Annotated in this window: 19 protein-coding genes; 8 read left to right on the top strand and 11 right to left on the bottom strand. The window is 73.2% G+C overall.

Annotated features, from left to right (window positions below; genetic code table 11):
• Window positions 1-135: 135 nt before the first annotated feature.
• Window positions 136-1,764, bottom strand: a complete 1,629-nt coding sequence (gene miaB, locus ACIG47_RS22090; RefSeq protein ID WP_397433180.1) for a tRNA (N6-isopentenyl adenosine(37)-C2)-methylthiotransferase MiaB — start codon at window positions 1,762-1,764, stop codon at window positions 136-138.
• A 160-nt stretch (window positions 1,765-1,924) separates the two neighbouring features.
• On the opposite strand from miaB, the gene ACIG47_RS22085 reads away from it, so the two are divergent.
• The 4 genes from ACIG47_RS22085 (at window position 1,925) to ACIG47_RS22070 (ending at window position 5,358) form a co-directional block, all read left to right on the top strand.
• Window positions 1,925-2,740 (top strand): amino acid ABC transporter ATP-binding protein, encoded by an 816-nt coding sequence (locus ACIG47_RS22085; protein WP_397412907.1) that lies wholly within the window; start codon window positions 1,925-1,927, stop codon window positions 2,738-2,740.
• 59 nt (window positions 2,741-2,799) lie between these two features.
• Window positions 2,800-3,642 (top strand): glutamate ABC transporter substrate-binding protein, encoded by an 843-nt coding sequence (locus tag ACIG47_RS22080; protein ID WP_397412908.1) that lies wholly within the window; start codon window positions 2,800-2,802, stop codon window positions 3,640-3,642.
• Between the two features lie 142 nt (window positions 3,643-3,784).
• A complete protein-coding gene (locus tag ACIG47_RS22075) occupies window positions 3,785-4,474 on the top strand; it encodes an amino acid ABC transporter permease (protein ID WP_397412909.1) in 690 nt (229 codons plus the stop codon).
• Window positions 4,471-5,358, top strand: a complete 888-nt coding sequence (locus ACIG47_RS22070; RefSeq protein WP_397412910.1) for an amino acid ABC transporter permease — start codon at window positions 4,471-4,473, stop codon at window positions 5,356-5,358. Before ACIG47_RS22075 ends, ACIG47_RS22070 begins: the two co-directional genes overlap by 4 nt.
• 127 nt (window positions 5,359-5,485) lie before the next feature.
• On the opposite strand, the gene ACIG47_RS22065 is transcribed toward ACIG47_RS22070, so the two are convergent.
• The 3 genes from ACIG47_RS22065 to ACIG47_RS22055 all read right to left on the bottom strand — a co-directional run bounded on the left by ACIG47_RS22065 (window position 5,486) and on the right by ACIG47_RS22055 (window position 7,866).
• Entirely contained in the window at window positions 5,486-6,130 is a 645-nt protein-coding gene (locus ACIG47_RS22065) for a regulatory protein RecX (protein ID WP_397433179.1), read from the bottom strand.
• A gap of 34 nt (window positions 6,131-6,164) precedes the next feature.
• Window positions 6,165-7,373, bottom strand: a complete 1,209-nt coding sequence (gene recA, locus ACIG47_RS22060) for a recombinase RecA (protein WP_397419316.1) — start codon at window positions 7,371-7,373, stop codon at window positions 6,165-6,167.
• A 256-nt stretch (window positions 7,374-7,629) separates the two neighbouring features.
• Window positions 7,630-7,866: a DUF3046 domain-containing protein gene (locus ACIG47_RS22055; RefSeq protein ID WP_119137856.1), complete on the bottom strand. Its 237-nt coding sequence runs from the start codon at window positions 7,864-7,866 to the stop codon at window positions 7,630-7,632.
• A 103-nt stretch (window positions 7,867-7,969) separates the two neighbouring features.
• Here ACIG47_RS22055 and ACIG47_RS22050 point away from each other — a divergent pair, with 103 nt between their 5' ends.
• A complete protein-coding gene (locus ACIG47_RS22050) occupies window positions 7,970-13,069 on the top strand; it encodes a DEAD/DEAH box helicase (RefSeq protein ID WP_397433178.1) in 5,100 nt (1,699 codons plus the stop codon).
• Here the strand turns inward: ACIG47_RS22050 and ACIG47_RS22045 are convergent.
• Window positions 13,035-13,772, bottom strand: a complete 738-nt coding sequence (locus ACIG47_RS22045; RefSeq protein WP_397433177.1) for a DUF998 domain-containing protein — start codon at window positions 13,770-13,772, stop codon at window positions 13,035-13,037. The two genes, ACIG47_RS22050 and ACIG47_RS22045, sit on opposite strands and share 35 nt — an antisense overlap.
• 204 nt (window positions 13,773-13,976) lie before the next feature.
• Here ACIG47_RS22045 and ACIG47_RS22040 point away from each other — a divergent pair, with 204 nt between their 5' ends.
• Entirely contained in the window at window positions 13,977-14,786 is an 810-nt protein-coding gene (locus ACIG47_RS22040) for a DNA-formamidopyrimidine glycosylase family protein (protein ID WP_397433176.1), read from the top strand.
• A gap of 152 nt (window positions 14,787-14,938) precedes the next feature.
• Here the strand turns inward: ACIG47_RS22040 and ACIG47_RS22035 are convergent, their stop codons facing one another.
• From ACIG47_RS22035 to pgsA, 3 genes are all read right to left on the bottom strand, one after another.
• Window positions 14,939-15,292 (bottom strand): helix-turn-helix domain-containing protein, encoded by a 354-nt coding sequence (locus ACIG47_RS22035; RefSeq protein WP_397419320.1) that lies wholly within the window; start codon window positions 15,290-15,292, stop codon window positions 14,939-14,941.
• A 247-nt stretch (window positions 15,293-15,539) separates the two neighbouring features.
• A complete protein-coding gene (locus ACIG47_RS22030; RefSeq protein ID WP_397433175.1) occupies window positions 15,540-16,061 on the bottom strand; it encodes a CinA family protein in 522 nt (173 codons plus the stop codon).
• A complete protein-coding gene (gene pgsA / locus ACIG47_RS22025) occupies window positions 16,058-16,648 on the bottom strand; it encodes a CDP-diacylglycerol--glycerol-3-phosphate 3-phosphatidyltransferase (RefSeq protein ID WP_397433174.1) in 591 nt (196 codons plus the stop codon). The genes ACIG47_RS22030 and pgsA overlap by 4 nt, the downstream gene beginning before the upstream one ends.
• 87 nt (window positions 16,649-16,735) lie before the next feature.
• Between pgsA and ACIG47_RS22020 the strand changes: the two genes are divergently transcribed.
• Window positions 16,736-17,986 (top strand): CapA family protein, encoded by a 1,251-nt coding sequence (locus tag ACIG47_RS22020; RefSeq protein WP_397433173.1) that lies wholly within the window; start codon window positions 16,736-16,738, stop codon window positions 17,984-17,986.
• A 56-nt stretch (window positions 17,987-18,042) separates the two neighbouring features.
• Here ACIG47_RS22020 and ACIG47_RS22015 read toward each other — a convergent pair whose 3' ends face one another.
• Window positions 18,043-20,838, bottom strand: coding sequence for a DNA translocase FtsK 4TM domain-containing protein (locus ACIG47_RS22015; RefSeq protein WP_397433172.1), 2,796 nt, complete (start codon window positions 20,836-20,838; stop codon window positions 18,043-18,045).
• A gap of 104 nt (window positions 20,839-20,942) precedes the next feature.
• Window positions 20,943-21,353 carry a hypothetical protein gene (locus ACIG47_RS22010; protein ID WP_397433170.1) on the bottom strand — a complete coding sequence of 137 codons (411 nt, stop codon included), beginning with the start codon at window positions 21,351-21,353 and terminating at the stop codon, window positions 20,943-20,945.
• 88 nt (window positions 21,354-21,441) lie between these two features.
• Here ACIG47_RS22010 and ACIG47_RS22005 point away from each other — a divergent pair, with 88 nt between their 5' ends.
• Window positions 21,442-22,029 carry a TetR/AcrR family transcriptional regulator gene (locus tag ACIG47_RS22005; protein WP_397433169.1) on the top strand — a complete coding sequence of 196 codons (588 nt, stop codon included), beginning with the start codon at window positions 21,442-21,444 and terminating at the stop codon, window positions 22,027-22,029.
• An 80-nt stretch (window positions 22,030-22,109) separates the two neighbouring features.
• On the opposite strand, the gene add is transcribed toward ACIG47_RS22005, so the two are convergent.
• Window positions 22,110-23,114 carry an adenosine deaminase gene (add, locus tag ACIG47_RS22000; protein ID WP_397433168.1) on the bottom strand — a complete coding sequence of 335 codons (1,005 nt, stop codon included), beginning with the start codon at window positions 23,112-23,114 and terminating at the stop codon, window positions 22,110-22,112.
• Between the last annotated feature and the right edge of the window lie 94 nt (window positions 23,115-23,208).

Genomic DNA, 23,208 nt, shown 5'->3' with positions numbered 1-23,208 from the left:
CGGGGGGCGGCGCGGCCCCCGCCGCGGCACCCCGCCGGGCCCCCCCCCCCCACTTACACCGGGGCACACACCGGGGGCGAGGTAGAACCGCAGCAGGACCTGCGGTTCTACCTCGCCCCGGTTCTGTCCCTCGTTCTACTTCGCGCGGAGGGTGGGCAGGCCCAGGGAGACCGGGCCCGACGGCGCCGGCGTGCCGTGCGAGTGCGTGTCCTCACCACCGCCGAGGCGGATCTTCTCCCGCTCGGCCCACGCGTCGCCGGATCGGGTGCGGCGCACCGCGAGCGGTCCCGGCGTGACCGGGTCGGCGATCAGGTGGTGCGGGGCGGCCTTCGTCACGGTCACCGTCACCATGTCGCCCGGCCGCGGCAGCCCCTGGGGCACGACGTCGGCCAGGCGCGGGTCGTCCAGGCTCGTCGGTGCGCCGGGGAGGTTCTCGGCGTCCGACGGCAGGCCGAAGTGCACGAGGCGGTTGTCGGCGGCCCGGCCGGACAGCCGGCGGCGCGCGCCGTCCTTGCGGCCCGAGTCCTCGGCGACGAGCACCTCCAGCGTGCGCCCGACCTGCCGCTCGGCCTCCTGGGCCCCGATGCGCTCCTGGAGGGCGAGCAGGCGCTCGAACCGCTCCTGCACGACCTCCTTGGGGAGCTGGTCCTCCATGGTGGCGGCGGGCGTGCCGGGGCGGGGCGAGTACTGGAACATGAACGCCGAGCTGAACCGGGACGCCTCGACCACGCGCATGGTCTCGGCGAAGTCCTCCTCGGTCTCGCCCGGGAAGCCGACGATGATGTCGGTGGTGATCGCGGCGTCCGGCATGGCGGCGCGGACGCGGTCCAGGATGCCGAGGAACTTCTCCGAACGGTAGGAGCGGCGCATCGCGCGTAGGATCCGGTCGGAGCCGGACTGCAACGGCATGTGCAGCTGCGGCATCACGTTCGGTGTCTCGGCCATCGCGGCGATGACGTCGTCGGTGAAGGCGGCCGGGTGCGGGGACGTGAACCGCACGCGCTCCAGGCCCTCGATCTGCCCGCACGCGCGCAGCAGCTTGGCGAACGCGCCCCGGTCGCCGAACTCGACGCCGTAGCTGTTGACGTTCTGGCCCAGCAGCGTCACTTCGATCGCACCGGCGGCCACGAGCGCCTCCACCTCGGCCAGGACCTCGCCCGGACGGCGGTCGCGCTCCTTGCCGCGCAGGTGCGGCACGATGCAGAAGGTGCAGGTGTTGTTGCAGCCCACCGAGATGCTGACCCAGCCGGCATAGACCGACTCGCGCCGGGTCGGCAGGGTCGACGGGAAGACCTGCAGGGACTCCGCGATCTCGACCTGTGCCGCCTCGTTGTGCCGGGCGCGCTCCAGCAGCACCGGCAGGGCGTCGAGGTTGTGGGTGCCGAACACGACGTCGACCCACGGGGCCTTGGCGACGATGTCGCCGCGGTCCTTCTGCGCCAGGCAGCCGCCGACGGCGATCTGCATGCCCGGACGCGCCGCCTTGATGCTCGCGAGCTGGCCGAGGTTGCCGTACAGCCGGGTCGCGGCGTTCTCGCGGACGGCGCAGGTGTTGATCACCACGACGTCGGCCGTGCTCGCCGCCTCGTCCTCGCTGGTCGCGCGCTGGTAGCCCGCCTGTTCGAGCATGCCGGCCATGTGCTCGGAGTCGTGCACGTTCATCTGGCAGCCGAGCGTGCGCACCAGGTAGGTGCGGGGGCGGTCGTCCGCAGCGCCGGCGGAGGCGGCGTCGGGCAGGGCTGGGGTGAGGGCGGTCGTGGACATCGGGGTCGATTTTACGACCCTCGCGGCGTGCCGCCGAACCGTGCCGGAGGAACGAATTCGCGCGAGAATCAGGGGCAATGCGGTCATCTGTTACCGAAACGTTGTGCTCGGATGACCCGTCGACTTGGTCCCTGAAACATCGGATCGTTAGGTTCAAGGGATGGACCAGAGCACCTCGACCACCGGCCAACCGGCGGCCGACGAGACCGCGGACGCTCCGACGTCGGATCGCGCCCTCGGAGCACCCCTCGTAGAGCTGAAGCACGTGAACAAGCACTTCGGCGCGCTGCACGTCTTGCAGGACATCGACCTCACCGTCCGCAAGGGCGAGGTGCTGGTCGTGATCGGCCCGTCCGGCTCCGGCAAGTCCACGCTGTGCCGGGCGATCAACCGCCTGGAGACCATCGACGACGGCACGATCACGGTCGACGGCAAGGAGCTGCCCGAGGAGGGCAAGGCCCTGGCCAGGCTGCGCGCCGAGGTCGGCATGGTCTTCCAGTCGTTCAACCTGTTCGCGCACAAGACCGTGCTCGACAACGTGACCCTGGGCCCGCGCAAGGTCCGCGGCCTGAGCAAGAAGGACGCGGAGGAGCAGGCCCGTAAGCTGCTCGACCGCGTGGGCGTCGGCAACCAGGCGGGCAAGATGCCCGCCCAGCTCTCCGGCGGCCAGCAGCAGCGCGTCGCGATCGCGCGCGCCCTGGCGATGCAGCCGAAGGTGATGCTGTTCGACGAGCCGACGTCGGCCCTCGACCCCGAGATGGTCAACGAGGTGCTGGACGCCATGGTCGCGCTCGCCCAGGAGGGCATGACGATGATCGTCGTGACCCACGAGATGGGCTTCGCCCGCAAGGCCGCGGACCGCGTGGTCTTCATGGCGGACGGGCAGATCGTCGAGGAGGCTCACCCCGAGGAGTTCTTCACGGCGCCCAAGAGCGAGCGGGCGCGCGACTTCCTGTCCAAGATCCTGACCCACTGATCTCACACCCGATCCCACCCCTCGGGGCCCATCAGGCCCCGGACTACCGAAGGGCAATCATGCGTAAGCACACCATGGGCCTCCTGGCGATGGCGGCAGCCTCGACCCTCGCGCTGTCCGCGTGCGGCAGCAGCCAGGTCGGCGAGCCGGAAGGCGGCTCGTCCGAGGGCGGCGACGGCATCACCATCGGCATCAAGTACGACCAGCCGGGCCTCGGTCTGCAGGACGGCGCCGACTACACCGGGTTCGACGTCGACGTCGCCCGGTACGTCGCGAACGAGCTGGGCTACAGCGAGGACCAGATCACGTTCCGCGAGACGCCGTCGGCCAACCGCGAGAGCATGCTGCAGAACGGCGACGTCGACATGATCTTCGCCACCTACTCGATCACGGACGAGCGCAAGGAAGTCATCGACTTCGCCGGCCCGTACTTCGTCGCCGGCCAGGACCTGCTGGTCGCCGCCGACAACACGGACATCACCGGTCCGGAGGACCTGGAGGGCAAGAACCTCTGCTCGGTCACCGGCTCGACCTCGGCCGAGAAGATCAAGACCGACTACGCCGAGGGCGTGCAGCTTCTGGAGCGCCCGGGCTACGCCGAGTGCGTCACCGCCCTGTCCGCCGGCCAGGTCGACGCCGTCACCACCGACGACATCATCCTCGCGGGCCTCGCCGCGGCGAACGGCGACGGCAACCTCAAGGTGGTCGGCAACCCGTTCTCCGAGGAGCGCTACGGCGTGGGCCTGCCCAAGGGCTCGGACCGGTGCGAGGACATCAACGCCGCGATCACCAAGATGATCGAGGAGGGTGCCTGGGAGGATGCCGTGGCCGCGAACACCGAGGGTGCCGACTACACCCCGAACGCGGACCTCAACCCGCCGACGCCGGACGCCTGCGCCTGACGTCCCTCCAGCGGTGACCGGGATCGCGTCTGAGCTGTCGGACGCGATCCCGTTCGCTGCGGGGCGGCGGCACCTCCGCCGCCCACGACCTGTCCGACCGGGGCGGGCCCGTCAGGGCAGCGCCTCACCCGAAAGGTGACCCGTGAACGACTATCTGTCCGGGCTCGGCTCGCTCCTGGAGCGGTACGACGTCCTGGGGGCGTTCTGGACCAACATCCAGCTGACGTTCTGGGGCGCTCTGTTCGCCCTGGTGATCGGCACCGTGCTCGCACTGATGCGGATCTCGCCGATCGCCTCGCTGCAGTGGTTCGGCACCGCGTACGTGAACATCTTCCGCAACACGCCGCTGACCATCATCATGACCTTCCTGGTCCTGGCGGTGTGGACGCAGCTCCAGGTCAGCCTGGCCGACGACTTCAACGCGAACTTCTTCCGGTTCGCCGTGGTCGGCCTGTCGGTCTACCACGCCGCGTTCGTGTGCGAGGCGATCCGCTCCGGGGTGAACACGGTGCCCCTCGGGCAGGCCGAGGCCGCCCGGGCGATCGGGCTGTCGTTCCTGCCGGCCGCGCGCCTCATCATCCTGCCGCAGGCGTTCCGCGGCGCCATCGCGCCGCTGGGCAACACGCTCATCGCGCTGCTGAAGAACTCGACGGTCGCCGCCGCGGCCTCGGTCTCCTGGGAGACCGCCTCCACGATGAAGACGATGATCGAGTTCAACGCCAACTACCGCTGGGAGATCTTCGGGTTGTTCGCCATCGGCTACGTGATCCTGGTGATCCCCATCGGTCTGCTGACCACCTGGCTGTCCAACCGTCTGGCGGTGAAGCGATGAGCTCCTCGGTCCTCTTCGACGCACCGGGACCCCGCGCCCGGACCTGGATCCTCGGCGGGAACGTGCTCGGCGTCCTCGCCGCGATCGGGCTGATCGCGTGGTTGCTGAGCGAGCTCGCCGCCAAGGGGCAGCTGTCCTGGGACCTGTGGGGGCCGGCCTTCTCGGCCCGCACGTGGGAGTTCTACCTGCTCCCCGGGCTGATGAACACGCTGCGCGCCGCGGCCTACGCGATCGTCGGCGCCGTCGTGTTCGGCCTCGTCTTCGGCATGGGCCGCCTGTCGCACATCACCGCCGTGCGCTGGGTGAGCGGGGTGGTCGTGGAGTTCCTGCGCGCCGTGCCCGTGCTGCTCATGATGGTGTTCTTCTACGGGCTCTTCGGTCAGCTGCTGCCCGGCGTGGCCGACAAGGCGTTCGTCGCCGTCGTCGTGGCGCTCATCCTCTACAACGGCTCCGTCATCGCCGAGCTGGTGCGGTCCGGTGTGGGGAACCTGCCGAACGGCCAGGGCGAGGCCGGGCTCGCGATCGGTCTCACGCGGGGACAGACCCTGCGCTCGATCCAGCTCCCGCAGGCCCTCGTGGCGATGCTTCCGGCCATGGTCTCGCAGGTGGTGGTCGTCCTGAAGGACTCCGCGCTCGGGTCGATCATCGGCTTCAGCGAGCTGCTCCGGAGCGGTCAGATCGTCTCCTCCGGCGACGGCAACCCGCTGCAGGTGCTCGCCCTCGTGGCCGTGGTGTTCATCCTCGTGAACTGGCTGCTGACCGTCGTGGCCCACAAGCTGTCCGGCCTGCTGTCGAGCCGCACGTCCGGGTCCACGGATGCCGGGCCGGGTATCGGCAACCCGACCGCGGTGGCGGATGCCGCCGGCGGGCACGGGAACATCTGACAGGTCCCGGAACACCTCGGGGAGGAGACGAGGGGGCCGGGCGGGTCCGCAGCCTTCGGCTGCCGGCCCGCCCGGCCCCCTCGTACGTCCCGGCCGTCAGTCCTCGGCCGTCAGTCCTCGGCCGTCGTCAGTCCTCGGCGTAGCCGAGGTCGTCCGTCTCCTCGCCCTCCGCGGCCAGCGCGTCACGGACCAGCTCGAACGCCAGGCCGGGCGGGTACCCCTTGCGGGCCAGCGAGCCGACGGCCCGGCGCACCCGAACCTGTCGGTCCAGGCTGCGTGTGCGAGTGACGAGCTTGGCGGCTGCTCGTGCACCCGCGGCGCGCTCGTCGTCCGGATCGAGCTGGTCCAGGGCCACGGTCGCCGTGTCCTCGTCGATCCCCCGCCGCCGCAGCTCGGCGGCGATACCGCGCCGGGCCAGACCGCGTTCGGCATGCCGGGTGCGGACGATCGTCTCGGCGTAGGTCGCGTCGTCCACCAGGCCCACCTCGCCGAACCGGTCGAGCACCTGGGCCACGACGTCCTCCGGGTAGCCCTTGCGGGCCAGGGACTGCTCGAGCTCGCGGCGGGACTTCTGCGCCGCCGTCAGGATCCGGAGGACGACCTCACGGGCCTTCTCGACGGCGTCGTCCCGGCTGATCTCGCCGGCCTCCAGGCGTTCCGCGACGGTCAGCCGGGGCGCCCGGTCGGCGCCGCCGCGACGGTCGCGACCGCCTGCTCGACCGCCCGGACGGTCCCCGTCCCGGGCAGCGGGACGGCCCCGACGCTTCCCCACGCCGGGACCGTCCGCTGGATCACCGTACTGCACGTCAGAACGGTGCCTTCTCGGCGGCCGCCTCCGCCTTGGCCGCGGTCTTCGTCGCAGCCGGCTTGGTGGCCTTCGCACGCGTCGCGGTCGACTTCGTGGCCTTGGCCGTGGCGGTCGTCCGGGTGGACGAGCTCGCCGCGGCGACGGTGCCCGTGACCGACGTCGTGTCCGTGGCCGGGGCCGCCGGGCTCGCGTCCGCCGGGGCGTCGACCTTCGGGCCCACGCCCAGCTTCTCCTTGACGCGCTTCTCGATGTCGTTGGCGAGGTCCGGGTTGTCGCGCAGGAAGGACCGCGCGTTCTCCTTGCCCTGCCCGAGCTGGTCGCCCTCGTAGGTGAACCACGAGCCCGACTTGCGCACGAAGCCGTGCTCCACACCCATGTCGATGAGGCCGCCCTCGCGGGAGATGCCCACGCCGTACAGGATGTCGAACTCGGCCTGCTTGAACGGCGGGGCCATCTTGTTCTTGACGACCTTCACACGGGTGCGGTTACCGACCGCGTCCGTACCCTCCTTGAGAGTCTCGATGCGGCGGATGTCGAGTCGCACCGAGGCGTAGAACTTGAGCGCCTTGCCACCGGTCGTGGTCTCGGGCGAGCCGAAGAACACACCGATCTTCTCGCGGAGCTGGTTGATGAAGATCGCCGTGGTGCCGGACGCGCTGAGCGCACCGGTGATCTTGCGCAGGGCCTGGGACATCAGGCGGGCCTGGAGACCCACGTGGCTGTCACCCATCTCGCCCTCGATCTCGGCCTTGGGCGTCAGTGCGGCCACCGAGTCGACCACGATGATGTCGAGGGCACCGGAGCGGATCAGCATGTCCGTGATCTCCAGCGCCTGCTCACCGGTGTCCGGCTGCGAGACCAGGAGGGCGTCGGTGTCGACGCCGAGCTTCTTGGCGTACTCGGGGTCCAGCGCGTGCTCGGCGTCGATGAACGCGGCGATGCCGCCCTGACGCTGGGCGTTGGCCACCGCGTGCAGCGCGATGGTCGTCTTGCCGGAGGACTCCGGACCGTACACCTCGACGATGCGCCCACGGGGCAGTCCTCCGATACCGAGCGCCACGTCGAGGGCGATCGAGCCGGTCGGGATCACCTCGATCGGGGCGCGCGTCTCGTCGCCGAGGCGCATGACCGAACCCTTGCCAAAGTTGCGGTCGATCTGGGCGAGGGCCGCTTCGAGGGCCTTCTCGCGATCTGCTGGTGCGGGCATGTGCAACACCTTCGTCTTCAGGGCGCTCTGTGCGCCGGCGTGGATGGCTCGGTACGTCGTTGCCGACCGTACGCGGAACCACTGACACGGACGCCTGCTCCGGCCGCCGCCTGTGGACGACGTTCCGAAATCCGTGCCTGTGGTCGAAGTCTAGCCGAACGCGTGTTCGAGGCAAGGCGCGACACGCGGGCGTGTCGCGCGGCCCGTCACGGCGCGGTCCTGCACGAGGACCGCAGTCGTCACCGCCCGCGTCAGGTCAGCGCCGGGGCGGCGGAGCCTGGCGGAACTTGTCGGTGCCCCAGCGCTCGGCGTCGGGCACGTCGAGCGCGTCGCACAGGGCGTGCCACACGTCACGGGGCTCGTCCCCGTCCTCCAGGGCCGCCACCGGGGTCCGGCCGTCCAGCGCGGGAAGGACCTGCTCGCGCGCCAGGGCGCGCCCGTACGCGGGACCGAAGACCTCGTCGACCAGCTGCCAGAAATCCCGTTCGCGCACCCGTCAACCCTACGTCCCCGGGGGCGCACCACGGCAACCGGCCTCCTCCACGGCCGGGCACCAGGTCAGGGTGTGTGTCGGTGGTCGGGGACAGAATGGGTCCATGTCCACGCCCGACGACCCGCTCTCCCGTTTCGGCCCCGCCACCCGTACCTGGTTCACGGGCGCGTTCGCGCAGCCCACCGCAGCCCAGGCCGGTGCGTGGGACGCCGTCGCGGCCGACCGGCACGCCCTCGTGGTCGCGCCGACCGGTTCGGGCAAGACGCTCGCGGCGTTCCTCTGGTCGATCGACCGGATCATGTCCGCGCCCCCGCCGGCCGAGCGCACCCGCCGCTGCCGCGTGCTGTACGTGTCGCCCCTGAAGGCCCTGGCCGCCGACGTGCAGCGCAACCTCCGCTCCCCGCTCACCGGGATCCGCCAGGCCGCAGCCCGCGAGGGCATCGAGGTGCCCGACGTCACCGTGGGCATGCGCACGGGAGACACGCCCGCGAACGAGCGGCGTGCGTTCGCGACCCGCCCGCCGGACATCCTCGTCACCACCCCGGAGTCGCTCTTCCTCGTGCTGACGTCGTCGGCCCGCGCCGGGCTCGCCGGCGTCGAGACGGTGGTGCTCGACGAGATCCACGCCGTCGCCGGTACCAAGCGAGGGGCGCACCTCGCCCTCAGCCTGGAGCGTCTCGACGCGCTGCTGGACCGGCCGGCCCAGCGCATCGGCCTGTCGGCCACGGTGCGGCCGGTGGACGCGGTCGCCCGGTTCCTCGCGGGCGGACGGAACGGCGACGGCGCCCGCGAGGTGGTCGTCGTGCAGCCACCGTCGCGCAAGGAGTGGGCCATCGACGTCGTCGTGCCCGTGCCGGACCTCGCCGACCTCGACAGCGCCCCCGCGCCCGAACCGGCCGGCGCCCGGGACGACGGGCACCCGGGCTCCGGCGACGACGAGATCGACCTCTCGGGCGAGGCCACCCGCCCGCTGCGTCGGGCCTCCGTCTGGCCGCACGTCGAGGAGCGGGTGGTCGACCTCGTCGCGGACCACACCTCCACCATCGTCTTCACGAACAACCGCCGGGGCGCCGAACGGCTCACGGCCCGCATGAACGAGGTGTGGGCGCAGCGGCAGGGCCTGGAGGTCGCCGACCCGGCCAGCACCTGGGCCGCGCTCGTCCCGGGTCAGTCCGGCACGGCGGCCGGGATCCCCCGGCCCGCCCCCGGTCGGCGCGGCCTGCCCGAGGCGGTCCCTGGACAGGGCGGACCGGGTCAGGGCGCGCAGGGTCAGGACGGCCAGGACCAGGACACCGTCCTGGCCCGTGCCCACCACGGCTCGATGAGCCGTGCGGAGCGCACACGTACCGAGACGGAGCTCAAGGAGGGCCGGCTGCCCGCCGTCGTCGCGACGTCGTCCCTGGAGCTCGGCATCGACATGGGCGCGGTCGACCTCGTGGTCCAGGTCGGTGCCCCGCCGTCGGTGGCGAGCGGCCTGCAGCGGATCGGGCGCGCCGGGCACCAGGTCGGCGCGGTCTCCCGGGGTGTGGTCTTCCCGATGTTCCGGGGCGACCTGGTGCCCGCCACCGTCATCGCGGAGCGGATGCGCGCGGGCGAGATCGAGCACCTGCACGTGCCCGCCAACCCGCTCGACGTGCTGGCACAGCAGGTGGTCGCCGCGCTCGCCGTCGACGACTGGGCCGAGGCCGACCTGCTCGCCCTCGTGCGCCGTGCCGCACCGTTCACGCACCTCGGCGACGCCACGTGGCGTGCCGTGCTCGACATGCTCGCGGGGCGCTATCCGAGCGAGGACTTCGCGGAGCTGCGTGCGCGGATCACGTGGGACCGCGCCACCGGCATGCTGCGCGGCCGTCCTGGCGCGCTGCGCCTGGCGGCGACGAGCGGCGGCACCATCCCCGACAAGGGCGCCTACGGCGTGTTCCTGGCCACCGAGGGCCCCACCGGCGGCACTCCCGACGACGTGCTCGCCGACAGCGTGACCGGCGGCGCCGCCCGTGCGCGGGGCGGCAAGCGGGTCGGCGAGCTGGACGAGGAGATGGTCTACGAGTCCCGCGTGGGCGACACGTTCACGCTCGGGTCCAGCACGTGGCGCATCGAGGAGATCACCACCGACCGCGTGCTGGTCACCCCCGCGCCCGGCCTACCAGGCAGGCTGCCGTTCTGGAAGGGCGACGCGCCCGGCCGGCCCGCGGAGCTCGGGCGCGCGGTCGGCGCCTTCGTCCGGGAGGCCGACGCCGCCCTCGCCGCCGACCCGGCCGCCGGTCGCGCCCATCTGCGCGCCGCCGGGCTGGACGACTGGGCCGCCGACAACCTCGCCGCGTACCTGGCCGAGCAGCGGCTCGGCACGGGTCGCGTACCCGACGACCGGACCGTGGTGGTGGAACGGTTCCGTGACGAGCTCGGCGACTGGCGCGTGGTGATCCACTCGCCGCTGGGCGCGCGCGTGCACGCACCCTGGGCGCTGGTGATCTCCGCCCGCCTGCGGGCGCGCTTCGGCCTGGACGTGGCAGCCATGCACTCCGACGACGGCATCGTGCTCCGGCTGCCCGACACGGGCGGCGGCTGGGACGGCGGGCCGGACGGCGACCCGTGGGATACGGGCGGTGCTCCGGCCGCCCCGGACGACGACGGCTACCCGGACGGCGCACCGCACGCGCGGCACGTGTCCGGCCGGATCACGCTCGAGGACCTGCTCCTGGACCCGGACGAGGTGCTCGGCTCCGTGCGCGACGAGCTCGGGTCGTCGGTGATGTTCGCCGCGCGGTTCCGTGAGGCCGCCGCCCGCGCGCTGCTCCTGCCCCGGCGCCGCCCGGACCGGCGGCAGCCGCTCTGGCAGCAGCGGCAGCGGTCGGCACAGCTCCTGGAGGTGGCCAGCCAGTTCCCCGACTTCCCGATCGTGCTGGAGGCGGCCCGCGAGTGCCTCCAGGACGACTTCGACGTCGCCGCCCTGGCCGGCCTGATGCGCGACATCGCCTCCGGCGGTGTCCGGGTCGTCGAGGTCACCACGGCCACACCGTCGCCCTTCGCGCAGTCGCTCCTGTTCGGCTACACCGCCCAGTTCCTGTACGACGGCGACGCGCCGCTGGCGGAGCGCCGCGCGGCCGCGCTGTCCCTGGACCCGGAGCTCCTGGCCGAGCTGCTGGGCGAGCAGGGCACCGCCGACCTGGCGGACCTGCTGGACCCGGGCGCCGTCGAGCGCACCGAGGCGGAGCTGGCCAGGCTCGCACCCGACCGGCAGGCCCGCGACGCCGAGGGGCTCTGGGACCTGCTGCGCCGCACCGGACCGCACCCGGTGGACGCCCTGGCGGCCCGTACCCAGGAGGACGCGCGGCACGCCGTGGGGAGCTGGCTCGAGGAGCTGGAGGCCTCCCGGCGTGTGATCCGCGTCCGGTTCGCCGGCGAGGAGCAGTGGGCGGTCGCGGAGGACGCAGGCCGGCTGCGCGACGCGCTCGGCGTGGCGCTGCCTGTCGGCGTGCCGGAGACGTTCACCGAGCCCGTACCGGACCCGCTCGGCGATCTGCTGCGCCGGCACGCCCGTACGCACGGTCCCTTCGGCGCAACCTCCGTGGCTCAGCGCTTCGGGCTCGGCGTCGCCGTCGTGACGCACGCCCTGGCGCGGCTGGAGGCCGACGGGGTGCTGGCCCGCGGCAGCCTGCGACCGGCCTCCCTCGGCGGCACCGGCGACGAGTGGTGCGACCCCGGCGTGCTGCGCCTGCTCCGGCGCCGCTCGCTGGCAGTGCTGCGGGCCGAGGTGGAACCGGTCGAGCAGGAGGCGCTCGGCACCTTCCTGCCCCGCTGGCAGAACGTCTCCACGGGCCTCCTGCGCGGTGCGGACGGTCTGGTGCAGGCGATCGAGCAGCTCGCGGGGGCGGCGGTGCCGGCATCGGCGCTGGAGACGCTCGTGCTGCCCGCCCGGGTCGCCGACTACTCCCCCGCGCTCCTCGACGAGCTGACGGTCGCGGGCGAGGTGCTGTGGTCCGGGCACGCCCGCCTGCCCGGCTCCGGCAGCGGGGACGGCCTGGTGTCGCTCCACCTGGCCGACGGCGCCCCGCTCACCCTCGCCGACCCGGCACCGGTCGAGGAGGACGGCCCGCTGGACTCCGACCTGCACCGCGCCGTGCTGGACCTGCTGACAGGGTCCGGCGGCTTCTTCCTGCCCCGGATCACGGAGCTCACGGGCGCCGAGACGGACGCGGTGCTCGACGTCCTCTGGGACCTCGTCTGGGCCGGCGAGGTCACCAACGACGGGCTGGGCGCCCTGCGCGAGCGTGTCAGTGGCTCGGGCGCCCACCGGGCGCCGCGCACGGCGGCGCGGGCGCGCCCGGTGCGGCGGTCGAGGTTCGCGCTCTCCCCGGGGCGCCCGGCCTCCGCGCTGCGAGCGAGCACGTCCGTTCCGGGCGGGGGCGGCCGCTGGGCCGCGCTGCCGGCGCGCGAGACCGATCCGACCGTACGCGCGCATGCCCTGACCCAGGTGCTGCTCGAGCGGCACGGTGTGCTCACCCGGCCTGGTGCCGCAGCGGAGGGCGTGGGCGCGGGATACCGCGACGTCTACCGCGTGCTGTCCGGGCTGGAGGAGCGGGGCGCGGTGCGGCGCGGGTACTTCGTCGAGCACCTGGGTGGCTCGCAGTTCGCGCTGCCCGGGGCCGTGGACCGGCTGCGGGTCGACGCGCAGGACCGCGCCCGGGTCGTCGAGGCCGAGCTGGAGGCGGTGGAGCGCACGTCCGCCCCGGCGTCCTCGGGCACGGGCGGTGCCGTGGTGCTCGCCGCGATGGACCCCGCCAACCCCTACGGCGCGGCGCTCGCCTGGCCCCCGGGCCCGGCGCCGGACGACCGCGCCGGGGGCGACACGCCGTCCGAGAACGGCGCTCCGGCGCCCGGCACCAGCGGCACCAGGGCCGTCACCGCCCACCGCCCCGGTCGCAAGGCCGGTGCCGTCGTGGTGCTCACCCACGGTGACCTCACGCTGTTCGTGGAACGGGGCGGGCGCACGGTCCTGTCCTTCACCGAGAACACCGCCCGGTTGGCGGCGGCCGCCGCCGCCCTCGCCCGCGCCGTCCGCGAGGGACGGCTGGGGCGGCTGGTGGTCCAGCGCGTCGACGGGGAGCCCGCCCTGGACGCCGCCCGCCGTCAGCCGGCGGCGCGCGCGCTCCTGGAGGCCGGGTTCGCGATCACCCCGCGAGGTCTGCGGATCTCGGTGCGCTGAGCGCCGGAACCGGCTCGGTGCCGGGCTCCTCGACCGGGCCCTCCCGGTCGATCGTGGCCGCGAGCAGGAACAGGTAGCCGATCATGATGACGAACCCGATCCGCTCGATGAGGCCGAAGGCAATGATCCCCGAGTCGGCGAAGAACACGAGCGAGAGGTGCACCGCCAGGAACACCGCCACCACGATGCCCAGTGCGCTCGCCGCCGCCCGCAGGCCCTGCGGGAGCGCGGACCGCGGCCGCTCGATCGAGCGCTCCAGGCTCAGGCCGACGAGCGGGAGCACGCAGAACGCGGTCGCCGCGCTCACGCGATGGATCGTGGCCGAGAGAGTGGCGGCCGTGCCCGGCGGGTCCGTCGGGAAGGCCCCGACGAGCACCATGGCCACGGCGAAGACGATCATCGCGGCAGCGGGCACGGGCCCGACGGCGAGCCCGGCACGGTACATCCGGACGGTGAGGAGCAGGCCGAGCACCGCCAGCGTCACACCGCCGGCGAGGATGAGCTCGCCACCCCCGGGAACGAAGGCGTACCAGCTGATCGGGTCGAGCACCGGGTCGACGACCGACGCGCCCACCACGTGCGCGGCGACCATGGGAAGCAACGCGGTGGCACCGAACCAGCCGACCGCACGGGTGCTGCGGGCGTCTACGGGCGTAGCGGGCTGCTCGGGATGTCGTCCCAGGTCAACGGCTTCGACGGTCATGGGACATAGCCTGACCGACCGGCGGCACGGAATCCATCGGGTTTCCCCCCGATCGCACCCTGACATCTGCGGGGGTCATCCCCCTGGTCACCCGCTCCCGCTGTCCGGTGTGCCCGGTCCGGCCGGGGTGATATGCCGGTCGCACGCCATCACCGGGCAGAGGACGCCCACTACGCTGAAGGCCCCACGACGAGGGGAGCACTCGTGCCCGAGGGCGATGTCCTGCGTCTGACCGCCGAACGGCTCACCGCCGCGCTGCGCGGACTGCCGCTCGTGCGCGCCGAGCTGCGCTGGCCCAGCGCGGCCGCCGCTCACCTGACCGGGGCGACCGCCCTGGAGACCGTCGCGTACGGCAAGCACCTGCTCACCCGGCTCGACGACGGCCGCACCCTGCACACGCACCTGCGGATGGAAGGGCTCTGGAAGATCCATCGCACCGGTTCGCGGGACGCCACGGCACGCCACCCCGCCATCCGCGCCGTGCTCGCGACCGACGCCTGGACCGCCACCGGATGGCACCTCGGCATGCTCGACCTGCTCCGCACGCACGACGAGCACCGCGTGCTGGCCGGGCTCGGCCCCGACGTGCTCGGTGCCGACTTCCCCACCGTCGGGCTGCCCGACGCCGCCGCACGGCTGGTGCGCGATCCGGACCGGCCGCTGTGCGCCGTCCTGCTGGACCAGCGGACCGCGGCCGGGATCGGCACCATCTGGATGGCCGAGTCCCTCTTCGCCCGACGCCTGTGGCCCTGGACCCCGGCGGGGACGCTGTCGGAGCGGGAGCGGTACGACCTGCTGCGGACCGCCCGCCGGCTCATGGAGCGCAGCGTCGCCGTGGGCCGCGCACGGGGCCTGGGCGCGGTCGAGATGCACGCCCACGGCCGTGCGGGACGGCCCTGCCACCGCTGCGGCACCCCGATCGAGGTGGGGACGGCGAACGAGAAGCCCTTCGAGCGCCCGGTGTTCTGGTGTCCGGGGTGCCAGGCCCCTGACCGGGCCTCCGGCGCGGCGTGACGCACGCAGACACAGAGCCGGGGGGGGGGGGGCGGGCGCCCGGCCCCGGCCCCCCCCCCCCCCCCGGGGGGGGGGGGGGGGCCGGGGCCGGGCGCCCGCCCCCCGCCCCCCGGCTCTGTGTCTGCGGTACTGCCGTTCCTGGTGCTGCCGGCTCAGCCGACCGGTGCCAGGTCCGACTGTGCGACCTCCCGCCGCCCTGCGGTCCGGTCGCCTCCCCGAGCCAGGAGCCCGGCGACGAAGTCCGCCGGGATGGTGTCGGGGATCTGGAAACCTTCGGCTACCGCTACGCGGTCGCTCACCTCACGCAGCACCAAGGACAGCGGCACGTCGAGCGCCTCGCAGATGGAACCGAGCAGCTCGGACGACGCCTCCTTCTGTCCTCGCTCCACCTCGCTGAGGTAGCCCAGCGACACTCGTGCCGCCGAGGAGACCTCCCGCAGGGTGCGCCCCTGACGCTGCCGCGTGTCACGCAGCACGTCTCCGATCTCTCGCCGTAGTACGACCATCTCGCGCCCCCTCTCGGTGCCTGTCCCTGTACTCACGCCCTGTCCTGACTGGACCGGACGTGCCTTGCGTGTGGTGCGTCCTCCAAGAGCGGAGGTCGTTCTACCGTACCCCGCGCTCGTGGAGTTCTTGCGCCGGCTCCGGGTGGTCGGCCTGTTCGTGATCACACCGGGACCAACGTCGTGGATATGAGCCTTGTTCCCGAAGGCCCCCTCCGTCAAGCCCTGTGCAAGATTAAACCAAGAAGTTTCACTTGTCTGTAACTTCACGCGACTCGATCGCGGGCGTGTCGTGGTTTTCACCCGGCGCCTCGCTGACGAGCGTCGACGCGAGGTCCAGGACCCCGCGCACCGCACCCGAGATCACCGTGGAACGATCGCCCGCGAGGTCGAGCCGGTGCACCTCCGTCGCCACGGGCGTGCTCACTGCGACGAACACCACGCCGGGCGGCTGACCGTCCTGAGCGTCCGGGCCCGCGACGCCCGTGGTCGCCAGGCCCACGTCGGAGCGCGTCAGCGCACGGACCCCGGCCGCCATCTGCGCGGCGACCGCCTCGTCCACGGCGCCCCGTTCGGCGAGCAGGTCCACGTCCACGCCGAGCAGCCCGGCCTTGAGGTCCGTCGCGTAGGCCACCACGCCGCCGCGGACGACGCGCGACGCGCCAGGGACCGAGACCAGCGTCCCCGTCACGAGGCCGCCCGTCAGGGACTCCGCCACGCCGATCGTCCAGCCCCGGGCGGCCGCCGCGGCCAGCAGCTCGGCAACGGTCATGCCCGCGGCGCCTTCGCCCGCGCCTCCCGGCGGATCCGCCACCCCTGGTAGACGTACTCGACGCCGGTCACGACGGTGACCACGAACGCCGCCATCAGCACGACCCAGGCGATCACGGTGAGCCAGCCGAGGCCCTCGCGCGGGAGCAGGAACAGCGAGATGGCCACGGTCTGCAGCACCGTCTTGAGCTTGCCGCCCCGTGACGCGGGCATCACCTCGTACTTGACCATGCCGAGGCGCATGAACGTGATGCCGAGCTCGCGCACCAGGATCACCACGGGGATCCACCAGGGCAACTCGCCGAGGGGGATCCAGAGCAGGATCAGCGCCGCGCCCACGAGCAGCTTGTCCGCGATCGGGTCGAGCAGCTTGCCCAGGTCGGTGATGAGGCCCCGCGACCGGGCGAGGTAGCCGTCGATCTTGTCCGACACCGCCGCGACCACGAAGATCGCCGTGGCCACGAGCCGCCACGTCGTGTCGTCCCCGCCTTCGACGAGAAGTGCCCAGGCGAAGAACGGGACCATGGCGATGCGAATCATCGTGACGATGTTCGCAATGTTCCAGGGCGACGGAGCGTCGTTGACCATTGCCCAAGCGTAACGGCGCCGGGCGCCCCGCCCGGACCGGCAGCTCCTTTGGTCGCCGCGGCGTGCGACCTGCCATAGCATCCGGAGGTGACCACAGCCCGCGCCCTGCGGATCCTCGCGTCCGCGGCCCTGTCCGGCGCCCTCGTGGCCGGCGCGGCGGGCTGCACGCCCGTCGCCGGACCGGCACCGGCGTCGACGCCCTCCCGGCCCGCCGCCCCGAGTGCGGCCCCCTCCCCCTCGCCCACCCCGACGCCGCGCGACGTCCGGTTCACGCTGCTCGCGGCGGGCGACGTGCTGACGCACGACCCGGTGAACGACTCGGCGACCGGCACGGACGGCATCGACTACTCGCCGCTGCTGTCGGGCATCGACCCCTGGGTCGCCGGGGCGGACCTCGCCCTGTGCCATCTCGAGGTGCCCGTGGCGCCCGACGGCGTGGCGCCGTCGGGCTACCCGGTGTTCCGGGCGCCGCAGGAGATCGTCCGCGACCTGGGCGAGCAGGGCTGGGACGGCTGCTCGACGGCGTCCAACCATTCGGCCGACGCCGGCTACGACGGGCTCGCGGCCGCCCTGGACGCGTTCGACCGCGCGGGCATGGGACACGTCGGGACCGCACGCGACCGGCAGGAGTCGCTGGAGCCGCAGTACTACGAGCTGAACCGGGAGGGCCGGACCGTCACGGTCGCCCACCTGGCGGCGGCCTACGGGCTGAACGGGTACACCCCGCCGCGCGGCGACTGGTCGGTGGACCTCATCGACTCCACGCAGATCGTCCGGCAGGCCGAGCAGGCGCGGGCCGCGGGCGCGGACCTGGTGGTCGTCAGCCTGCACGACGGCACCGAGTACGTCACCGAGCCCACCGACCACCAGAAGGAGACGGTCAAGGCGCTGGCGCGTTCCGGTCAGGTGGACCTCGTGATCGGCCACCACGCGCACGTACCGCAGCCCGTGGCGCACCTGCGCGGCGGCCCGGGCGGCGACGGGATGTGGGTGGCGTACGGCCTCGGCAACCTCCTGTCCAACCAGGGGCCGGACTGCTGCGTGCTGGCGTCGAACGTCGGACTGATGATGGTGGCCGACGTCGTGCAGCGACCCGGCCGGCCTGCGCGCGTGACCGGCGTGCGGTGGGCGGGCACCACCGTCGACCTGGCCGCGGGCCATCGGCTGCGGGTGACCCGCGACGCGCTCGCGCACCCGGACCAGGGACAGCTCTCCGCCGCCGACCTGCAGCAGCGGCTCGCCATCGCCCAGGATGCGGCCGGTCACGCCGCGCGCGAGCAGAAGAAGCCGCCGCGCCCGACGGGCGAGCCCCCGCGCGTCGTCCCCCGCGGCCGCTGACCCACGACGGCCGGTCAGCGGCGACGGCCGGTCAGCGGCTCAGGTCACCCGAGAGGTCAGCGCAGCGCCTCGGCGTCGTCGTGGTACTCCGTGGCGACGGGCGGCATGTGACCGTCCGTGCCCTCGGCGTACTGGTCCTGCGGCGGGTAGCCCGCGTCGCCGTCCGGCTCGGCCTGGTCGAACACCTGCGGCGGCTGATCGCCGCGGATGAGGGCGAGCGCCGCGGGCAGCTCCTCGGCCGTGACGAGCACGTCGCGCGCCTTGGAGCCCTCGGACGGGCCGACGATCTCCCGCGACTCCAGGAGGTCCATGAGCCGCCCCGCCTTGGCGAAACCGACGCGGAGCTTGCGCTGCAGCATGGACGTGGACCCGAACTGCGTGGTGACCACGAGCTCGGTGGCCTGCAGCAGGAGGTCGAGGTCGTCGCCGATGTCCTCGTCGACCTGCTTCTTGGCGGCCGCCGGCGCGGCGACGTCCTCCCGGTAGACGGGCTTGAGCTGCCCCTTGACGTGCTCGACGACCTCGTGCACCTCGGACTCGGTGACCCAGGCGCCCTGCACGCGCATCGGCTTGGCCGCACCCATCGGCAGGAACAGGGCGTCACCCTGGCCGATGAGCTTCTCGGCGCCGGGCTGGTCCAGGACCACGCGGGAGTCCGCGAGCGAGGAGGTGGCGAACGCCAGCCGGGAGGGCACGTTCGCCTTGATCAGGCCGGTCACGACGTCGACGGACGGCCGCTGCGTGGCCAGCACGAGGTGGATGCCCGCGGCACGGGCGAGCTGCGTGATGCGCTGGATCGAGGCCTCGACGTCGCGCGGGGCGACCATCATGAGGTCCGCGAGCTCGTCGACCACCACGAGCAGGTACGGGTACGGCGCGATCTTGCGCTCCGAGCCCGGCAGCGGCTTGACCTTGCCGGCCCGGACGGCGACGTTGAAGTCGTCGACGTGCTTGTAGCCGAAGGTGGCCAGGTCGTCGTAGCGGGCGTCCATCTCGCGCACCACCCACTCCAGGGCCTCCGCGGCCTTCTTGGGGCTGGTGATGATGGGCGTGATGAGGTGCGGGATGCCCTCGTAGATCGTGAGCTCCACGCGCTTGGGGTCCACCAGGATCAGGCGCACCTGCTCGGGCGTGGAGCGCATCAGGATCGAGGTGATCATCGAGTTGATGAAGCTCGACTTACCGGCGCCCGTGGCACCGGCCACCAGGATGTGCGGCATCTTGGCCAGGTTGGCCACCACGTAGCCGCCCTCGACGTCCTTGCCCACACCCATCACCATCGGGTGCTCGGTGCGGCGCGCGGCGCCCGAGCGCAGCACGTCGCCCAGCACGACGGTCTCGCGGTCGGAGTTCGGGATCTCGATGCCGATCGCCGACTTGCCCGGGATGGGCGACAGGATGCGCACGTCGGCGCTCGCCACCGCGTAGGCGATGTTGTTGGACAGCGAGGTGATCCGCTCGACCTTGGTCTTGGGCCCCACCTCGACCTCGTAGCGCGTGACGGTCGGGCCGCGGCTGAAGCCGGTGACCTTCGCGTCGACGCCGAACTGCTCGAACACGCCGGTCAGCGACTCCACGACCCGGTCGTTGGCGGCGGAGCGCGCCTTGTGCGGCGGGCCCTGCACGAGCAGGTCCTCGTCGGGGAGCAGGTAGACGGTGTCGCCCTCGAGCATGGGCTGGACGCCGCGCGGTATCGGCTGGCTCTCCTGCGGCGGCCGGGGCCCGTCCGCGGGCTTCGCCCGCTCGCCGCCGGGACCCAGGACGCCGGGGCCGATGGCGGGGGCGCCCGTGACCTTGCCCGCGGACTCGCTGGTCGGGATGCGCTGGGTGGTGAGCTTGCCGGCCTTCGCGGCGCGCTCGGCGGCCTCGACCTCGGCGGCCTTCTCGAACGCCTCGTCGCCCACGAAGCCCGCCAGGCGCTCCTTCTCGGCGGCGATCTCCTGCTTGGTCCGGCGCTTGCGCCGCTTGGTCTCCGGCTTGCCGTCGTGCGCCGAGACGCCGTCGGCCAGGGCGAGCCCGTCCTCGCCCGCCGCGTCGTGGTCGCGGTGGTTGCCGGTCAGCCGGTCGTACAGGCCGCGCAGGCGCGCGGGGATCCGGTGCACGGGCGTGGCCGTCACGATGAGCACGCCGAAGAACCCGGCCAGGACGTACAGCGGGATCGCGAACCACTGCGTCAGGCCGGTGACCACGGGGGTCGCGAAGAGGAAGCCGATCACGCCGCCGGCGTCCTGCACCGGGGTGAAGCCGTCGGCCGGGGACGGCAGGTCCGCGCTGATGTGCACCAGGGAGCACGTGGCCACCACGAGGAAGCTGAGCCCGATGGCCACCCGGCCGTTCTGCTGGGTGCGCTCGGGATGACGCATCACCCGGAAGGCGAGCCAGACGAGCAGCACGGGCAGGGCCACGCCGGCCACGCCGAACGTGCCCGCGACCACGGCGTGCACGCCGTCGCCGAAGGGTCCGTCGATGCCCCACCACTCCCGGGCGGCGACGATCACCGCCACGGCGAGCAGCGCGAAGCCGACGCCGTCGCGCCGGTGGTCCGCTTCCAGTTCCTGTCCTCCCTGCTGTCCTGCGGTCCGCGCGGTCTCGTCGGCCGGGTCCTGCGCCGCCCGCGGCCCCGCGGCGCGGGTGGCGCTACCGACCGCGTGGGCCATCCCCATCCACAGGCCGCGCACCGCGCGGACCGGCCACGGCGGGCGGACCGGTGCGGACGCGGCCTTCGCGGCCGGGCGGGCAGCCCCCCGGCGCTGCGTCGACCGCTTCGACGCGGCAGCCTTGGGCCTGGCGCTCTTCGCGCCCTGCCCGGTTCCCTTCCCGGAGCTTCGCCGGGCCGACGTGCGGGTCGCCATGATGTCGCCACCGTAACCGCGGACGACGGCCCGGCCCAGGAACCCCTCGCGGTGTGTCCTGGACCGGGCTGCTGTCCGGTATGTGGTGATCCCCTCGTGTGACGTCAGGCCAGGAGGAGCCCGGCCGCGAGCGTGACGACGCCGGCCGCGAGCACCACGGCCCCCGCAGGGAGCAGCACGACGGCGCGGTTGGGCGTCGTGCGCCCCTCCCCCATGGCCGAGAAGAAGAACCCGGCGGGCAGGAGGATCGCCGCGCACAGCACGCCGGTGGCGCCGAGCCAGCGCCAGAAGCCGGTCAGGTCGGTCGCCTCCGCGAGCAGGAGGCAGAGCAAGCCGAGGATCACCAGCACGCCGGCGTGCGCGTGGCCGGCCCGGAAGAAGCTCTTCTGCAGGTCGGTCGCCACCATCCGCCCGCCGAAGACCTTGAGCAGGAAGAACCCGCCCGACTCGATGCCGACGACGGTCAGCAGCACGATGCCCGCGGTGATGCGGGCGGGGTCCGAGAGCTCGAGCACGACGTCCTCCTGGGACTGGTCCGTTGTTTTGTAACAGCGTTATCAAACAACGTTCGCAAACTCTCGTCAAGGCTTCTAGACTCACGGCATGGCCCGCCCACGACTGCACGACGACGCCCTGCGCACCCGGCTCCTCGACATCGCGTCGCAGGTGATCTCCGCCGACGGCGAGGGCGCCGTCACCGTCCGCAAGGTCGCCGCCGACGCCGGGACCAGCGCCTCGGCGGTCTACGCGCTGTTCGGCTCGCGGGAGGCGCTGGTCGAGGCGGTCGGCGCGGAGGGGTTCCGGCGCTTCGCCGATCACCTCGCCGCCGCGGGCAGGGACGGCGACGCACTCGACGACCTGCGCGACCTCGGGCGCGCCTACCGGCGGTTCGCCCTGGCCGACCCGCACTTCTACCGGGTCATGTTCTACCGCGGCGTCGCCCCCGCGGACGGCGACCGGACCACCGCCGTCGAGCAGCCCACCTTCCGGGTGCTGCACGACGCCGTGGCCCGGGTGCTGGGCGGCGCCCCGCCCGAGCGCGTGCTGAGCGCCGCCGTCGGGCTGTGGGGCCTGGTGCACGGCCTGGTCTCGCTGGAGCTCGCGGGTCTGCTGCCCGGGGACGAGGCCACGCGCGAGGCCACCTACGCCCAGGCCGGACGGACGGTCGCCGAGGCACTGCTGGCCGGCTGACGCCGCACGGTGCGGATCATCGCCGAGCCCGCTGGAGAGTTCGTGCCGTCCGCCACGACCGGCGGCGGCCGGTTCCCGGGTCAGGCGGCACGGCGCCAGGACTCGACGTCGGCCAGGTAGGCGGCCACCCGCTCCGGCGGCAGGAACGACCCGCGGAACGACGCGGCCGCGAGCGCCGCCCGCTGGTCACGGGTGTGGCCGAAGGCGGCGGTGACGGCGTCGTCGACGTCGTCCACGTAGGCGCCGAAGTAGGGCGGGTCGTCGGAGTTGACGCTCACCAGCACGCCCGCGGCCATCATGGCGGGCAGCGGGTGCTCGGCCAGCGACGGGACGGCACGCAGCCGCACGTTGGACACCGGGCACACGGTGAACGGGACCTGCTCGGCCGCCACGCGCGCGAGGAGCTCCGGGTCCTGCACGACGGCGATGCCGTGGTCGATGCGTTCGGCGTGCAGCAGGTCGAGCGCGTCGCGGATGTTCGCTGCGGGACCTTCCTCCCCGGCGTGCGCGGTGCGGCGCAGTCCTGCGGCCTCGGCGCGCGCGTAGACCTCGGCGAACAGGCCCGGCGGGTGGCCGATCTCCGCGTTGTCGAGGCCGATGCCGGCAACGGGGGCTCCCATCGCCAGGAGCTGCTCCAGGACGTCCAGGGCGTCGGCGGCGGCCTTGTCCCGGTGGAACGCGGCGATCAGCAGGGTGGAGACGCCCAGGTCGGCCTCACTGCGTGCCAGGACCCCGGCGATGCCGGCCACGACGTCGTCCAGCGGCACGCCGCGCACCAGGTGGGCCTGCGGGTCGAAGGTGATCTCGGCGTGCCGCACCCCGGCGCGGGCCGCGCGCTCCAGGTAGACGCGGGTGAGGTCGGCGAAGTCGGCGGCGGTGCGCAGCACGGCCATGTTGGCGGTGTAGAGGTCGAGGAACGACTGGAGGTCCGCGAAGTCGTACGCGGCACGCAGGGCGTCCGGGTCCGCGTACGGCAGCCGGACACCGTTCCTGGCGGCCAGCTCGAACGCGAGGTCCGGCTCCAGCGTGCCCTCCAGGTGCACGTGCAGCTCGGCGCGGGGCGGACGGTTCGACGGTTCGGCCATGGGGGCAGGCTACGTCGCCAGGGGCCCGAGCTCGGTCACATGCACCGTCAGGGCTGGTGGGTTCGGTCGGTTCGCCGGTTCGGCCACGGGGGCA

This window comes from Promicromonospora sp. NPDC052451 (assembly GCF_044547525.1).
Taxonomy (GTDB): Bacteria; Actinomycetota; Actinomycetes; order Actinomycetales; family Cellulomonadaceae; genus Promicromonospora.
The sequence above is the reverse complement of the archived record's forward strand: the minus strand, read 5'-3'. Positions and strand labels throughout refer to the sequence as shown.

Bases quoted from the DNA above. Each gene is read 5' to 3' on its own strand.
- miaB (WP_397433180.1), bottom strand. From the start codon at position 1,764: ATGTCCACGACCGCCCTCACCCCAGCCCTGCCCGACGCCGCCTCCGCC.
- ACIG47_RS22085 (WP_397412907.1), top strand. From the start codon at position 1,925: ATGGACCAGAGCACCTCGACCACCGGCCAACCGGCGGCCGACGAGACC.
- ACIG47_RS22080 (WP_397412908.1), top strand. From the start codon at position 2,800: ATGCGTAAGCACACCATGGGCCTCCTGGCGATGGCGGCAGCCTCGACC.
- ACIG47_RS22070 (WP_397412910.1), top strand. From the start codon at position 4,471: ATGAGCTCCTCGGTCCTCTTCGACGCACCGGGACCCCGCGCCCGGACC.
- recA (WP_397419316.1), bottom strand. From the start codon at position 7,373: ATGCCCGCACCAGCAGATCGCGAGAAGGCCCTCGAAGCGGCCCTCGCC.
- ACIG47_RS22050 (WP_397433178.1), top strand. From the start codon at position 7,970: ATGTCCACGCCCGACGACCCGCTCTCCCGTTTCGGCCCCGCCACCCGT.
- ACIG47_RS22045 (WP_397433177.1), bottom strand. From the start codon at position 13,772: ATGACCGTCGAAGCCGTTGACCTGGGACGACATCCCGAGCAGCCCGCT.
- ACIG47_RS22035 (WP_397419320.1), bottom strand. From the start codon at position 15,292: ATGGTCGTACTACGGCGAGAGATCGGAGACGTGCTGCGTGACACGCGG.
- ACIG47_RS22030 (WP_397433175.1), bottom strand. From the start codon at position 16,061: ATGACCGTTGCCGAGCTGCTGGCCGCGGCGGCCGCCCGGGGCTGGACG.
- pgsA (WP_397433174.1), bottom strand. From the start codon at position 16,648: ATGGTCAACGACGCTCCGTCGCCCTGGAACATTGCGAACATCGTCACG.
- ACIG47_RS22015 (WP_397433172.1), bottom strand. From the start codon at position 20,838: ATGGCGACCCGCACGTCGGCCCGGCGAAGCTCCGGGAAGGGAACCGGG.
- ACIG47_RS22005 (WP_397433169.1), top strand. From the start codon at position 21,442: ATGGCCCGCCCACGACTGCACGACGACGCCCTGCGCACCCGGCTCCTC.
- add (WP_397433168.1), bottom strand. From the start codon at position 23,114: ATGGCCGAACCGTCGAACCGTCCGCCCCGCGCCGAGCTGCACGTGCAC.